Here is a 14,805-nt window from a genome sequence, read left to right as displayed (position 1 = left end):
ACCATGTCCAACCTCCCCCTAATCAAAACGGACGATTACCCGCTCCCCCCAACTGTGTCATCGTCACCCCACAACAAAAACCTGATTCACAAGCCTTCGAGCGAGGGATACATGGGTCTGAAAGGTCATGCGGCGATTGTAGGCGCCGCCCAGTACAAACCAGAAAAATACGCCACCGCGCCGAGAATGTTCCACCTCGAGCAAGTCGCCGATCTTGCCGCGCAAGCGTTGCAAGACGCGGGCCTTCGCGCCGAAGACCTCGACGGCCTGGTGATCAATGGCCCGCATTTCCACGAGGCGTCGGTATTCGTGCCGGCCATGGCCGCCGAGTACCTGGGCCTGAGCGTGAACTTCGCCGAAGTGGTCGACCTCGGCGGTTGCACCTCCGTGGGCATGGTATGGCGCGCCGCTGCCGCCATCGAGCTTGGCTTATGCCAGGCGGTACTGTGCGTACTGCCCGCACGGCTGGCGCCGATGGGGCCGGACGAAGACCCCGGCGCCATGGCCCGCGCCATGCGCTACGGCGGGCACAGCACGGCGTTTGGCGCCCCCGAGGCGGAATTCGACCTGCCCTACGGCCACATGGGCCAGAACACCGGCTATGCGATGATCGCCCAGCGCTACGCCGCGCAGTACGGCTATGACCCGCAGGCGCTGGCCAAGATCGCGGTCGACCAACGCACCAATGCCCTGGCCAACCCCCAGGCGATGTTCCACGGCCAGCCCTTGAGCATCGAACAGGTGCTGGCCAGCAAGCGCGTGGCCGACCCGCTGCACATTCTGGAAATCGTCATGCCGGTGGCCGGTGGCGCAGCGCTGATCGTCGCCTCCAAGGAAGTGGCCGCCAGGGCGCGCAAACGGCCGGCGTTCATTACCGGTTTTGGTGAACACCTGGCGTTCAAGTCGCCTTCCTATGCCAAGGACATGCTCGACACCCCGATTGGCCCCGCGTCACGTCGGGCGTTCGACATGGCCGGGCTCAAGCCTGGCGATGTGCATGCAGCGCAAATCTACGACTGCTACACCATCACCGCCTTGCTGACCCTGGAAGATGCCGGGTTCTGTGCCAAGGGCGAGGGCATGCGCTTTGTCCGTGAACATGACCTCACCTGGCGCGGCGACTTCCCGATGAACACCCACGGTGGCCAGCTCAGCTTCGGCCAGGCGGGGGCAGCGGGGGGCATGTCGCAGGTGATCGAGGCGCTGACGCAGATCAGTGGCGAGGCCGGCGAGCGGCAGCTCAAGCGCTGCGACAGCGTGTATGTCTCCGGTACCGGTGGGGTGATGAGCGAGCAGGCCGCGTTGATTCTTCAGGGAGCATGACCAGCATGTCGAACAATAAGCCAATGCCGGTGCCAACCGAGATTTCCGCACCGTTCTGGGAGGGCCTGAAGGCACAGCGGCTGTTGATCCAGCAGTGCACTGCCTGCGACCACTGGGTGTTCTACCCACGCCGTCATTGCCCACGCTGCCTGGCCCATGCCCTGAGCTGGCGTGAGGTCAGCGGTGGCGCCAGCCTGTACAGCTTTACCGTGGCGCGGATTGCCACCTTGCCGGACTTCGTCGATGAGATGCCGCAGATGCTGGCGGTGGTCGAGCTGGATGAAGGGGTGCGGATCAACACCACGCTGGTGGGGCTGGACGAGCAGGCGATCAAGGTCGGCATGCGCCTCAAGCCCGTGTTTGCCGAAGTCGATGCCCAAGGCTCGCGCTTGCTGCGTTTCACCGGCCTGGGCAACGACCCATTGCCGCTGCAACGTTGGGCAGGCGCCCAGCAGGTGCACGCCGAAGCCACCCCCGAAGCGCCCCCCGTGCGCAAAGTGGCCATGGACGATGAGCCGGCACTGCAAAGCCTGGTCAGCGAAACCTTCACCGGCTGGAGCAACGAGATCGTTGTCGACCAGGCGTTGATCGACGCGTTCGCCAGCCTCTCGGGTGATGACTACTGGATTCACACCGACCCGCAGCGCGCCCGCAAGGAGAGCCCGTTTGGCGGCACCATTGCCCACGGTGCGCTGGTGCAGGTGTTGCAGTCCCGGCTGAAATTGCCGTTGGGCTTCGAGATCACCGGCTTCAGCACCCTGGTCAACTACGGCTCCGACCGCCTGCGTTTCCCGGCACCGGTACCGGCAGGCTCGCGGATACACGCGCGGGCCAGGGTCAAGCAGGTGGCGCAGGGCAAGCGTGGCATGCAACTGACCCTGGAGGTGAACACCCATGTTGTCGGCAGCGAGCGCCCTTCGGTCATCAATGACCTGGTGATCCTGTACTTGTAATCGCCGGCAATGACGGCACGGGGGCGCGCTGCGCCCCTTTTGCTTTTGCCCGCTGCCGGTTTGTTTTCCCACTCCGATCAGTTGCTTAGTCTCAACGGACGATGAGGCAATGGCTTGCCCTCAGCACAATGGACTTCATCAAAGGTCCAGTCGTTGGGGAGCAAGGCATGATGGATATCCGAGGTCTGAGCTACTTCGTCGCTCAAATCGAAAACCTCAGTCAATGGCAACGTTATGCCGAAGACGTGCTGGGCATGATGGTCACGCCAGCACCCGGCGGCGGTCTGTACGTGAAAATGGACGAGCGGCCCTTTCGCATGTTGATCGTCGAAGGCGCCGAGGCGGGCTACCTGGCCTCCGGTTGGGAGCTGGCCAGCGAACGCGCGTTCAACGCTGCGCTGCGCTCGCTGGACGAGGCAGGCGTGCGCTGGGAAGCCGGCAGCGCCGCCGAGCTTGAGCAGCGTGGCGTGCAAGCCCTGGCGTGCGTGGTCGACCCGTCCGGTAACCGCCACGAACTGAGCTGGGGCCACCGCTCCGATTGCCTGCCGTTCGTTTCGCCACAAGGAGTGCCGTGCTTTCTCACCGGCAACATGGGCCTGGGCCACACCGTGCTGCCTGCCCCGGACTTCGACGCCACCGTGGCCTTTGCCAAGGACGTGCTCGGCTTCGAGCTGTCGGACATCTTCAACTTCCGTCCGGACCCGGCGGCAGCACCCATCCGCATCCACTTCCTGCACTGCCAGAACAGCCGCCATCACTCCTTGGCACTGGCCGAGTTCGCCGTGCCTTCGGGGTGTGTGCACGTGATGGTGGAAGTCGACTCGATGACCGAGGTCGGCCGCGCCCATGACCGGCGCCAGGCCCACCAGGTGCCATTGTCGGCCACCCTCGGCCAGCACCTGAATGACCGCATGACCTCGTTCTACATGAAAACCCCGTCCGGCTTCGACCTGGAGTACGGCTACGGCGGCCTGCAAGTGGACTGGGCCGAGCACTCGGCCTTCGAATTCACCCGCGTGAGCGTGTGGGGGCACGATTTTTCGGTCGGCCAACAGCAAGGAGATACGCAATGAACAAGCAAATGACAGCGGCCGATGCGGTGGCTCAACTGCGCGATGGCATGACGATCGGTTTCGGCGGCTGGGGCCCGCGGCGCAAGCCCATGGCCATTGTGCGCGAGATCCTGCGCTCTGCGGTCAAGGACCTGACCGTGGTGGCTTACGGTGGCCCCGAGGTGGGCATGCTGTGCGCGGCAGGCAAGGTCAAGAAGCTGGTGTTCGGCTTTGCCACGCTCGATGCCATCCCGCTGGAGCCTTACTACCGCAAGGCGCGTGAAGCTGGCGGGCTGGAGCTGCTGGAGGTCGATGAGGGCATGTTCCAGTGGGGCCTGCGTGCCGCAGCCATGCGCCTGCCGTTCCTGCCCACACGCTGCGGCCTGGCCACGGACGTGACAACGCACAACCCTGCACTGAAAACCATTCAGTCACCCTATGCCGACGGTGAAGTGCTGCTGGCCATGCCGGCGCTGAACCTGGATGTGGCCTTTGTCCACGTCAATGTCGCCGACCGCTTGGGCAACACCCTCCTGACCGGCCCGGACCCGTACTTCGATCACCTGTTTGCCCGTGCCGCGCAACAGTGCTTCGTGTCCTGCGAACAGCTGCACGAGCGCCTGGAGCTGACAGCCGAACAAGCACGCGGCAACACCTTCGAGCGTTACCTGGTCAGCGGTGTGATTCACGCGCCGTTCGGCGCCCACCCGACCTGCTGCCAGCCCGAGTACGGCTGGGACCTCAACCACCTCAAGCAGTATGCAGCCAGTGCCGCAGAGGCGGGGGGCTGGCAGGCCTATGTCGACGCGTTCGTGGTTCCGGGCGAGTCGGCTTATCACGACAAGAATGGCGGTGCCGCACGCATGGGCGCCTTGCCCCTGCCGGTGTTCTGAGGAGTATGAACATGAAGAACCCCTGTGATTTCACCCTCGCCGAACTGTTGATCGTCGCCGCCAGCGAGGCCTGGCGCGACAACGGCGAATGGTTGGCCTCGGGCCTGGGCGTGGTGCCGCGCCTGGGCGCGAGCCTGGCCAAGCTCAGCCACAGCCCGCAACTGCTGATGACCGACAGTGAGGCCTTCCTGGTGGAAGAGCCGATCCCGCTGGGGCCGCGCGGTGACTACGTGCCGAAGTACTCCGGCTACCTGAGTTTCGAGCGCGTGTTCGAGTGCGTCTGGGGCGGGCGCCGCCACGCCATGATCGGCCCGACCCAGATCGACCGGTGGGGCCAGAGCAACTTGTCCTGCGTGGGCGACTATCACCAGCCCAAGGCGGCCATGCTCGGCGTGCGTGGCCTGCCTGGCAACAGCATCAACCACATCAACTCGTTCTTCGTGCCTAACCATAACACCCGCGTATTCGTCAGCGGCGAGGTGGACATGGTGTCTGGCGTCGGCTTCAAGGCCGAGCGCTGGCCGCAGGGCGTGCGCCGTGACCTGATGGATATCCGCCGCATCATCACCGACCTGTGCGTGATGGACTTCGAAGGGCCGGAACGCGCGGTGCAGGTGCGCACCTTGCACCCTGGGGTGAGCTTTGAAGAGGTGCAGGAAAAGACCGGTTTCCCGCTGCTCAAGTCGCCAGCGCTGATGGAAACCGCACCACCGACGCCTGAGCAACTGGCCCTGATCCGTCGGCTTGACCCCCACGATTACCGCAGCGCGGCGATCAAGGGCAATCCGCCTGGCATCCGTCAGGTGTAGGGGAGGGAGGTGAGCATGAGCAGCCCTGACAGTGAATTCGTCCAGCGTGAAGACCACGCGGTCTATGAAACGCAAGAACCGGTGCTGTACAGCGTGGCCGACGGCATTGCCACGCTGACCCTGAACCGGCCAGCCTTCAATAACGCGCAAAACTCGCAGATGACCTACGCGCTGGATGCGGCGCTGCGCCAGGCCGTCGACGATGACGGCGTCAAGGTCATCGTGCTGCGCGGGTCGGGCAAGCACTTTTCCGCGGGCCATGACATCGGTACGCCCGGGCGTGATATCAACCGACCGTTCGAGCGCGCCCACCTGTGGTGGGACCACACCAACAAGCCGGGCGGCGAGCAGCTGTATGCACGTGAGCAGGAGGTGTACCTGGGCATGTGCCGCCGCTGGCGCGAACTGCCCAAACCGACCATCGCGATGGTGCACGGCGCCTGCGTGGCGGGCGGGCTGATGCTGGCCTGGGTGTGCGATTTGATCGTCGCCAGCGACGATGCCTTCTTCCAGGACCCGGTGGTGCGCATGGGCATCCCGGGGGTCGAGTATTTCGCCCACCCCTATGAGCTGAACCCGCGCATCGCCAAGGAGTTTCTGTTTACCGGCGACCGCATGGGCGCCGAGCGCGCCTACCAGATGGGCATGGTCAACCGGGTGCTGCCGCGCGCAGAGCTGGAGCAGGGCACCTACGCGCTGGCGGCAAACATTGCCCGTCAGCCGCGCATGGGGCTGGCCTTGACCAAGCAGGCGATCAACCACGTCGAAGACCTGCAGGGCAAGCGTACGGCGATGGATGCCGCGTTTGCCTGGCACCACTTTGCCCATGCCCACAATGAACTGCTCAGTGGCGACAAGCTGGGCGGCTTCGATGCCAAGGCCATGGCCCAGGCCAACAAGCAGGCTGCCAGTGGAGAGCAGGCATGAGCCGCTGGATGAACACGCCACTGACCGACGCGTTGGGCTGTCGTTACCCGATTGTGCAAACCGCCATGGGCTGGGTGGCCGATGCCAACCTGGTGATTGCCACGACCAAGGCCGGCGGCTTTGGTTTTCTGGCCGGGGCCACCATCGCCGCGCACGCCCTGGAGGGCGAGATCAACAAGGTGATTGCCGCCACCGGTAGTCGCAACTTTGGCCTGAACTTCCACATGTTCCAGGAAAACGCCGCGCAGTGCGTCGACCTGGCCATCCGCCACCGCCTGCGTGCCGTGAGCTATGGCCGTGGGCCAGACCAGCAGACCATCGCCCGCTTCAAGGCTGCCGGCGTGCTGTGCATCCCCACCGTGGGGGCACTCAAGCACGCGATCAAGGCTGTGGCGCTGGGCGCAGACATGGTCACCATCCAGGGCGGCGAGGGCGGCGGCCACACCGGGGGCGTGCCCAGTTCGATCCTGCTGCCGCAGGTATTGAACGCCGTGACGGTGCCGGTCATTGCCGCCGGGGGGTATTCCACCGGCCGTGGCCTGGCCGGTGCCCTGGCGGCAGGCGCCGTGGGCATTGCCATGGGCACGCGGTTCTTGATGAGCCGAGACTCACCGACGCCCTCGACCACCCTGGTGCACTACCTCAACGTCAACGACCCGCAGCGGGTGCGGGTGACCACCGCCGTCGATGGCATGCGCCACCGCATGATCGACAACCCGTACATCAACCGACTGGAACAGGCCGGGCCGCTTGGGCGCTTGGGCATTGCCCTGCGCAGTGCCTGGAAGTGGAAGCAACACACCGGCATGAGCCTGGCGCACCTGGTTGCGGTGCTGCGCCAGGCACTGGCAGAGGACCCTGGCGCGGTCTCGCAGGCGGTGATGGCGGCGAACCAGCCGGTGCTGCTGCAGCGCTCGATGATCGATGGCGTGCCGGACGAGGGCATTTTGCCCAGTGGCCAGGTGGCGGCGGCGATTGGCGAACTGAAAAGCTGCCAGCAGTTGATCGACGAGATCGTCCAGGAAGCCGAGCAGTGCCTGGAGGCGTTGCTGGCCCGCCATCGCGACCAGGACCTGCCTGAGCCGTTAATTGAATTGCCCCGCTGAGCCTTGGAGAGAACCATCGTGAATCAAGCATTTACTACACAAATCGAGGCGGGCATTGCTGAGCTGGTGCTCGCCAAACCGCCGGTCAACGCCCTCGACAGCCAGGAGTGGTTTGACCTGGCGCAGCACGTCGAGGCACTGGGCAACGACCCGCAGGTGCGGGTGATCGTCATCCGTGCCGAGGGCCGCGGCTTTTGCGCAGGCGTCGACATCAAGGAGCTGGATGCCCACCCCGAGCGGATCGTGGCGGTGAACGCCGGTAACTACGCCGCGTTCAAGGCGGTGCATCGCACGCCGGTGCCGGTCATCGTCGCCGTGCATGGTTTTGTGCTGGGTGGCGGCATTGGCATCACCGGGGCGGCCGATATTGTCGTCGCCTCCGAGTGCGCCAGCTTTGCCTTGCCTGAAGTGGACCGCGGCGCCATGGGCGGCGGTGCGCACCTGCAGCGGTTGTTCCCGGTGCAGAAGGTGCGCTACCTGTTTTTCACCGGCGACAAGATCAGCGCGGGCGAGGCGGCGCAGTACGGCTTTATCGAGCGTGTGGTGCCGCGCGAGCAACTGCGCGAAACCGCCCTGGAAATCGCCGCCAAGATAGCCGCCAAGAGCCCGGCGATGATCCGTATTGCCAAGGAAGCCCTCAACGGCATCGAAGACGGCAACCTGGAAGACAAGTACCGCTGGGAGCAGGGCTTCACCCTTCAGGCCTACACCAGCCCGGATTCCGCCGAAACCCGCCGCGCCTTCGTCGAAAAACGCGACGCGAAGTTCTGAGAGAGCGCCATGGAACTAGCCTATACCGCAAAGCAGAAGGCCTTCCGCCAGGAAGTCCGTGAATGGCTGGCCGCAAACCTGCCGACCAGCCCCCTGGGCAGCTACGACACCCGTGAGGGCTTCGAGCAGCACCGCGCCTGGGAGGCCAAGCTGTTCGAGCATCGCCTGTCGATGGTCATGTGGCCCAAGCACTTGGGCGGGCGGGGATGTGACCTGATCGAGTGGCTGATTTTCGAGGAAGAGTACTACGGCGCCGATGCGCCGATGCGCGTCAACCAGAACGGCCAGTTGATGCTCGGCCCGACCCTGATGGAGTTTGGCACCGAGGCGCAGAAGCAACGGTTCTTGCCGCGCATGGCCTCCAGCGTCGACATGTGGGCGCAGGGCTGGTCAGAGCCCAATGCCGGCTCGGACATGGCGGCGATTACCAGCAAGGCCATTCGCGACGGTGACCACTACGTGCTCAATGGGCAGAAGACCTGGTCCAGCCGGGCGCTGTTCGCCGACTGGCTGTTTGGCCTGTTCCGCAGCGATCCGCACTCCAGCCGGCACCATGGCCTGTCGTTCATCACCGTACCGCTCGACTCACCGGGCGTGACCATTCGCCCGATCAAGGCCCTCAACGGCAAGAACACCTTCGCCGAAGTGTTCTTCGACGACGTGCGGGTGCCGGTGGAAAACTGCATCGGTGAAGAAGGCCAGGGCTGGCAGGTGGCAATGGCCACCGCCGGCTTCGAGCGTGGCTTGCTGTTGCGCTCGCCGGCGCGGTTCCAGGCCACGGCGCGCAAGTTGGTGCAGCTGTACCACGCTAACCGGGAAAGCGCAGACCGTGACCCGAGCATCCGCGAGGCGGTGGTCGAGGCTTGGCTGGGCGCCGAAGGCTATGCGTTGTCCTCCTACCACACGGTGGGCCGCTTGAGCCGTGGCGCGCAGATCGGTGCCGAATCGAGCATCAACAAGATCGTCTGGTCCGAACTCGACCTGAAGATGCATGACACCGCCATGCGCATCCTCGGCGCCCACGGCGAGTTGTTGAGCAGCGCCCCGCAAGCGGTCGCGGGAGCCTGGCTCGAAGGCTTCCTGTTTGCCCAGGCCGGGCCGATCTATGCCGGTACCAACGAAATCCAGCGCAACATCATCGCCGAGCGGATGCTCGGCCTGCCGAAATAGGAGCCGGCCATGGACTTTACCTTTACCGATGATCAGCTCACGTTTCGTGAGGCCATCAGCCGTTTTCTGATGACCGAAGCCGCGCCGGAGATGCTCCGCGAAATCTGGGAAACCGACGTGGGCCGTTCTGCCGACCTGCGCGGCAAGATCGCCGAACAGGGCTTGACCGCCTTGTCGGTGCCCGAACAGTTCGGCGGCCTGGGCATGGACGATGTCGCCTGGTCGTTGATGACCCAGGAACTGGGGTATTACGCCATCCCCGATTCACTGGCCGATACCGCCTATGTGGTCACCGGCCTGCTCAACGGCCTGCCCGCCGAGCACCCAGTGAAAGCCAGCCTGTTGCCGCGCATCGCCGAGGGCAGTGTGCGCATGGCCATCGGGCACCCGATCAACCCCTTGGTGCCCGATGCGCCCGTGGCCGAGTGGCTGATACTTGCCCACGGCGATGAGGTGCATGCGGTGCCGCGTGCGCAGGTCGATGTGCAAGCCAACGCCAGCATCGATGCCTCGCGCCGGCTCGGAAAGGTCAGCTGGCAGCCAAGCCCCGATACGCTGTTGATCGGGGGGGAGCAAGGCCGCGCGTTGTGGGCCGAAACCTTGAACCGCGGCGCTTTGTCGGTTGCCGGCCAGTTGCTTGGCCTGGCCCAGCGCATCCTTGACTTGTCGGTGGACTACGTGGCCCAGCGCAAGCAGTTCGGCAAGCCGATCGGCAGCTTCCAGGCGGTCAAGCATCACCTGGCCGATATCGCCAGCAAGATCGAGTTCGCCAAGCCCGCGCTTTATCGCGCCGCCTACGCATTGGCCCACGGCGAGCGGGGCGCCGATGTATATGTCTCGCAAGCCAAGCTGGCCTGTTGTGATGCCAGTTGGCTGGCGGCGCGCCATGGCATCCAGGTGCATGGCGCGATGGGTTACACCTGGGAAGTGGACCTGCAGATGTTCATGAAGCGTGTCTGGTCGCTTGACCCGTCATGGGGTGACCGCGCCACCCACAAGGCCCGCGTAGCCGCCTATGTACTCAGCGATCAGGCCCGGCTTGGGCCGGGCGCCACCTTCGAGGAATGAACCATGCCCCAAGCCTATATTGTCGATGCCCTGCGCAGCCCGACCGGCAAGCGCAAGGGCAGCCTCGCCGATGTGCATGCCATCGACCTGGGCGCCCATGTGCTGCAGGCTTTGGTCGAGCGCAATGCGATACCGGCCGAGGAGTATGACGATGTGATCTTCGGCTGCGTCGATGCCATCGGCTCGCAAGCCGGTGACATCGCCCGCACCAGTTGGCTGGCCGCCGGCCTGCCGCTGAATGTGCCGGGTACCACGGTCGACCGCCAGTGTGGTTCGTCTCAGCAGGCGCTGCACTTTGCCGCCCAGGCAGTGATGAGTGGCACCCAGGATGTGGTGGCGGTGGGTGGGGTGCAGACCATGACCCAGATCCCGATTTCGTCGGCCATGCTGGCCGGCCAACCCTTGGGTTTCAGTGACCCGTTTTCGGGCAGCAAGGGCTGGCAGGCGCGTTTCGGCAGCCAGCCGGTCAACCAGTTCTACGCCGCGCAACGGATTGCCGATCACTGGCAGCTCAGCCGCACCGACATGGAAGTGTTCGCCCTGGAAAGCCACCGGCGTGCGCTGGCAGCAGCCGATGCCGGCTATTTCACCCGCGAGATCGTGGCTTGCCAAGGCCTGGCACACGACGAAACCCCACGTGTCAGCAGCCTGGAAAAGATGGCCAGCCTTGAGCCGGTTAGCCCGGAATACCCCTCGATCACGGCGGCCGTGTCCAGCCAGACCTGCGATGCCTCGGCGGCCTTGCTGGTGGTGTCAGAGGCCGCGCTCAAGCGCTACAACCTGACGCCCAGGGCGCGTATTCATCACTTGTCGGTACTGGGCGATGACCCGATCTGGCACCTCACCGCGCCAATTGCCGCGACCCGCGCGGCGTTGAAGAAGGCCGGCATGCGCATGGCCGACATCGACCTGGTGGAGATCAACGAAGCGTTCGCGTCGGTGGTCATGGCCTGGGCCAAGGAGCTCGACTACGACCCGGCCCGCACCAACCTCCACGGCGGCGCCATCGCCCTTGGCCACCCGCTGGGCGCCACCGGGGCACGCTTGATGACCACCTTGCTGCATGCGCTGGAGCGCACGGGCGGGCGCTATGGCCTGCAAACCATGTGCGAAGGCGGCGGCCAGGCCAACGTCAGCATCATCGAACGGCTCTGAAGCCGCCAACACTCAGCAACAGGAGCACTCCCATGGCAATCTGTGAAGGCCGTACCGTGATTATCACCGGCGCCGGTGGCGGGCTGGGCCGCGCCTATGCGTTGGCGTTCGCCGCCGAGGGCGCCAATGTCGTGGTCAACGACATCCGCCGCGAGGCGGCCGAGGCGGTGGTGGACGAGATATACACGCGGGGCGGCCAGGCCATCGCCAACGACGACGATATCACCACCCTGAGTAGCGCGCAGCACATCGTCGACGCCGCGCTGACGGCGTTTGGCGAGGTGCATGTGCTGGTCAACAATGCCGGCATCCTGCGTGACCGCATGTTCATCAGCCTCTCGGAAGAAGACTGGGACCTGGTGATGCGCGTGCACCTCAAGGGGCATTACTGCCTGGCCAATATTCTCGGGCGGCGCTGGCGTGACCTGGCCAAGGCCGGTACACCGGTACCGGCGCGGATCATCAACACCAGCTCCGGCGCGGGCTTGCAAGGCTCGATCGGGCAGTCCAACTATGCCGCCGCCAAAGGCGGCATCGCCTCACTGACGCTGGTACAGGCCGCCGAGCTTGGGCGCTATGGCGTCACTGCCAACGCCCTGGCCCCGGCGGCGCGCACGTCGATGACTGAAAGTGCCATGCCTGACATGGTCAAAAAGCCCGACGACGACAGCTTCGATGCCTGGGCGGCCGAGAACGTCGCACCCTTGGTGGTGTGGCTGGGCAGTGCTGAATCCGGGCATGTCAGCGGTCAGCTGTTCGAGAGCCAGGGCGGGCGGATTTCCCTGGGTGTTGGGTGGCGAACCGGGGTGACCCGCGACAAGGGCGCGCGCTGGCAGGTCGGCGAGGTGGGCGAAGTGGTTGCCGCCATCTTGCACGAAGCGCCCAAGGCGCAGAAGGTCTGGGGCGCCTGAAGCCCCAAAGGTGCAGGCGTGGGGCAACCCCGCGCCTGTGTGCGTCAGCCCGCTGCAAAACCCAGCCCGCAATGCCTTCCCCGTCCGTTTTGACGATGTGCCCGATGGGCTCGGGCTTTATACCTGTCGGCAACCTGTATTCCGTTAGAGGTAGTCATCGTGAAGCAAGCCCCTCCCTATGTACCCGGCCATCAGCTGTTGGCCGGTAAATCCGTACTCATCACTGCTGCGGCAGGTGCCGGTATCGGCTATGCCGCTGCCAGGCGCTGCGCCGAAGAAGGCTGCCGGGCGTTGATGATTTCCGATGTGCACCCCCGCCGGCTGGAGCAGGCGGTCGAGCAGCTGAAAGCCGAAACCGGGCTGCAGGCGGTGTATGGCCAGCTGTGCAACGTCACCGTCGAGGACGAGGTGCAAGCCCTGGTCAGTGCCGCCGAACAGGCCCTGGGCGGGGTCGATGTGCTGATCAACAACGCAGGCCTGGGTGGGCAGAAGCGCGTCACTGCCATGAGCGATGAGGAATGGCTGCGGGTGCTCGACGTGACCCTGACCGGCACCTTCCGCATGACCCGCGCGATGTTGCCGCACATGGAACGGCGCGGTACTGGCGCCATCGTCAACAACGCCTCGGTGCTCGGTTGGCGTGCACAGAAGGAGCAGGCCCATTACGCCGCCGCCAAGGCCGGGGTCATGGCGCTGACCCGCTGCAGCGCCCTGGAGGCCGCAGAGTACGGCGTGCGCATCAATGCCGTGGCACCGTCGATTGCCTTGCATGCGTTTCTGAAGAAGGCCGCCAGCGAAGCATTGCTGGCCACGCTGGCCGATCGCGAAGCCTTCGGCCGCGCCGCCGAGGTGTGGGAGGTGGCCAATGTGATGGTGTTCCTGGCCAGCGATTACGCCTCGTACATGGTCGGCGAAGTGCTGTCGGTCAGTTCACAACAGGCGTGAGGGCAAGCCATGAGCACACGATTCAGCAATGCCACGCAGCTGCTGGCGGCCCAGGGCCTGAACCTGGGCGTGACCGACTGGCTGGAGGTTACCCAGGCGCGGGTCAACCTGTTTGCCGAGGCCACCGGCGATCAGCAATGGATACACGTCGACCCCGAGCGCGCCGCCAGCGGCCCGTTCGGCGGTTGCATCGCCCACGGCTACCTGACCCTGGCCCTGGCCAACCTGTTCATGCCGCAACTGATGGCCATCGACAACCTGGCCATGGGGGTGAACTACGGCACCGACCGCGTGCGTTTCCCGGCAGTGGTGAAGGTGGGTGCGCGGGTACGCGGCCAGGGCCAGGTCGTCAGTGCCGAAAGGGTCGGTACGGCAGTGCAGGTGGTGGTGCGTATCAGTATCGAGATCGAGGGCACCGAGCGCCCCGGCTGCGTGGTCGACACCATCAGCCGCTACACCTTCAACCCCACGAGTGAGTGAGCCTGAACATGAGCATGAATGACGTAGTGATCGTTGCAACTGCGCGTACCGCATTGACCAAGTCCTTCCGTGGCGCGTTCAACGACACCGAAGCGCCGGTACTGGGTGGCCATGTAGTACGTGCGGTGGTCGAGCGCGCCGGCATCGAACCGGGGGCGGTCGATGACGTGATCATGGGGGCGGCCGTGCAGCAAGGTACCCAGGGTTACAACATCGGCAGGCTGTGCGCCTACACCGGCGGCCTGCCTGACAGCGTGCCCGGCATGGCCCTGGACCGCATGTGCGCGTCTGGGCTGATGAGTATCGGCGTGGCGGCGAAGAACATCATCGCCGGTGAAATGAGCATTGTCGTGGCCGGTGGCGTCGAGTCGTTGTCGCTGACCCAGAACAAGCACAAGAACACCTATCGCAACCAGTCCGAGGCGGTGCTGGCCTGCATGCCCAGCGCCTACATCCCGATGATCGAAACCGCCGAAATCGTCGCACGCCGCTACGGCATCAGCCGCGCCGCCCAGGATGACTATGCACTGCAAAGCCAGCAGCGCACGGCTGCGGCGCAGCGTGATGGCCTGTTCGTGGATGAAATCGTGCCCCTGCAGGCGCACAAGCTGCGCTTCGACAAGGAGGGCCAGCCAGACGGCCACGAGCAGGTGCTGGCCGATCGCGACGAGTGCAACCGCCCCTCGACCCGGGCCGAAGACCTGGCGGCATTGAAGCCGGTGTGGAAGAACGGCCAGTGGGTAGCGCAAGGCGAGTTCATCACCGCCGGCAACGCCTCGCAGTTCTCCGACGGCGCTTCGGCCAGTTTGCTGATGAGCCGCGCCCAGGCCGCTGAGCATGGCCTGCAGCCTCTGGGCATCTACCGAGGTATCGCGGTGGCCGGTTGCGCCCCAGAGGAGATGGGCATCGGGCCCGTGCTGGCGGTACCCAAGTTGCTCAAGCGCTTTGGCCTGTCGGCCGCCGATATCGGCTTGTGGGAGATCAACGAAGCCTTCGCTTGCCAGGTGCTGCATTGCCGCGACGCCTTGGGGATTGACCCGCAACGCCTGAACGTCAACGGCGGCGCCATCGCCATTGGCCACCCGTTCGGCATGTCGGGTGCGCGCATGGTCGGCCATGCCCTGCTTGAAGGGCGCCGCCGAGGCGTGCGCTACGTGGTGGTGGCGATGTGCATCGGCGGCGGCATGGGGGCGGCGGGGCTGTTCGAGGTCTGCTGACCAGGCTCTGCTAACCAGGGCTTGC

Annotated in this window: 15 protein-coding genes; all 15 read left to right on the top strand. The window is 65.1% G+C overall.

The genetic code is table 11. The annotated features are described in order from the left end of the window. Positions 1–111: 111 nt before the first annotated feature. The 15 genes from NP534_RS07110 to NP534_RS07040 all read left to right on the top strand — a co-directional run bounded on the left by NP534_RS07110 (position 112) and on the right by NP534_RS07040 (position 14,780). On the top strand, positions 112–1,323 hold the full coding sequence (locus NP534_RS07110) for a thiolase family protein (protein ID WP_274098269.1): 1,212 nt from the start codon (positions 112–114) through the stop codon (positions 1,321–1,323). Between the two features lie 5 nt (positions 1,324–1,328). Beyond that, positions 1,329–2,276, top strand: coding sequence for a bifunctional OB-fold nucleic acid binding domain-containing protein/MaoC family dehydratase (locus NP534_RS07105; RefSeq protein WP_274098268.1), 948 nt, complete (start codon positions 1,329–1,331; stop codon positions 2,274–2,276). Between the two features lie 167 nt (positions 2,277–2,443). Further along, on the top strand, positions 2,444–3,349 hold the full coding sequence (locus tag NP534_RS07100; protein ID WP_274098267.1) for a VOC family protein: 906 nt from the start codon (positions 2,444–2,446) through the stop codon (positions 3,347–3,349). Further along, complete coding sequence (locus NP534_RS07095; RefSeq protein WP_274098266.1) at positions 3,346–4,221, top strand: CoA transferase subunit A; 876 nt, start codon at positions 3,346–3,348, stop codon at positions 4,219–4,221. Before NP534_RS07100 ends, NP534_RS07095 begins: the two co-directional genes overlap by 4 nt. A gap of 11 nt (positions 4,222–4,232) precedes the next feature. Continuing rightward, positions 4,233–5,030, top strand: a complete 798-nt coding sequence (locus NP534_RS07090) for a CoA-transferase subunit beta (RefSeq protein ID WP_274098265.1) — start codon at positions 4,233–4,235, stop codon at positions 5,028–5,030. Between the two features lie 15 nt (positions 5,031–5,045). Further along, positions 5,046–5,957, top strand: a complete 912-nt coding sequence (locus NP534_RS07085) for an enoyl-CoA hydratase (protein ID WP_274098264.1) — start codon at positions 5,046–5,048, stop codon at positions 5,955–5,957. After that, a complete protein-coding gene (locus tag NP534_RS07080; RefSeq protein ID WP_274098263.1) occupies positions 5,954–7,063 on the top strand; it encodes an NAD(P)H-dependent flavin oxidoreductase in 1,110 nt (369 codons plus the stop codon). The genes NP534_RS07085 and NP534_RS07080 overlap by 4 nt, the downstream gene beginning before the upstream one ends. An 18-nt stretch (positions 7,064–7,081) precedes the next feature. Further along, positions 7,082–7,834, top strand: coding sequence for an enoyl-CoA hydratase family protein (locus NP534_RS07075; RefSeq protein WP_274098262.1), 753 nt, complete (start codon positions 7,082–7,084; stop codon positions 7,832–7,834). 9 nt (positions 7,835–7,843) lie between these two features. Further along, positions 7,844–9,004 carry an acyl-CoA dehydrogenase family protein gene (locus tag NP534_RS07070; protein ID WP_186664308.1) on the top strand — a complete coding sequence of 387 codons (1,161 nt, stop codon included), beginning with the start codon at positions 7,844–7,846 and terminating at the stop codon, positions 9,002–9,004. 9 nt (positions 9,005–9,013) lie between these two features. Continuing rightward, positions 9,014–10,072, top strand: coding sequence for an acyl-CoA dehydrogenase family protein (locus NP534_RS07065; protein WP_274098261.1), 1,059 nt, complete (start codon positions 9,014–9,016; stop codon positions 10,070–10,072). 3 nt (positions 10,073–10,075) lie between these two features. Beyond that, positions 10,076–11,227, top strand: coding sequence for an acetyl-CoA C-acetyltransferase (locus tag NP534_RS07060; RefSeq protein ID WP_274098260.1), 1,152 nt, complete (start codon positions 10,076–10,078; stop codon positions 11,225–11,227). Between the two features lie 32 nt (positions 11,228–11,259). Beyond that, positions 11,260–12,138, top strand: coding sequence for an SDR family oxidoreductase (locus tag NP534_RS07055; RefSeq protein ID WP_274098259.1), 879 nt, complete (start codon positions 11,260–11,262; stop codon positions 12,136–12,138). A 159-nt stretch (positions 12,139–12,297) separates the two neighbouring features. Next, positions 12,298–13,083, top strand: coding sequence for an SDR family oxidoreductase (locus NP534_RS07050; protein WP_274098258.1), 786 nt, complete (start codon positions 12,298–12,300; stop codon positions 13,081–13,083). Positions 13,084–13,092: 9 nt separating this feature from the next. Next, positions 13,093–13,563: a MaoC family dehydratase gene (locus NP534_RS07045; protein ID WP_274098257.1), complete on the top strand. Its 471-nt coding sequence runs from the start codon at positions 13,093–13,095 to the stop codon at positions 13,561–13,563. Positions 13,564–13,571: 8 nt separating this feature from the next. Further along, positions 13,572–14,780, top strand: coding sequence for an acetyl-CoA C-acyltransferase (locus tag NP534_RS07040; RefSeq protein ID WP_186664295.1), 1,209 nt, complete (start codon positions 13,572–13,574; stop codon positions 14,778–14,780). Positions 14,781–14,805: the final 25 nt, after the last annotated feature.

It is taken from the genome of Pseudomonas sp. 39004 (genome assembly GCF_028682155.1).
In the GTDB taxonomy this organism is placed as follows: domain Bacteria; phylum Pseudomonadota; class Gammaproteobacteria; order Pseudomonadales; family Pseudomonadaceae; genus Aquipseudomonas; species Aquipseudomonas capeferrum.
This window is presented reverse-complemented; position numbering and strand designations above follow the sequence as displayed.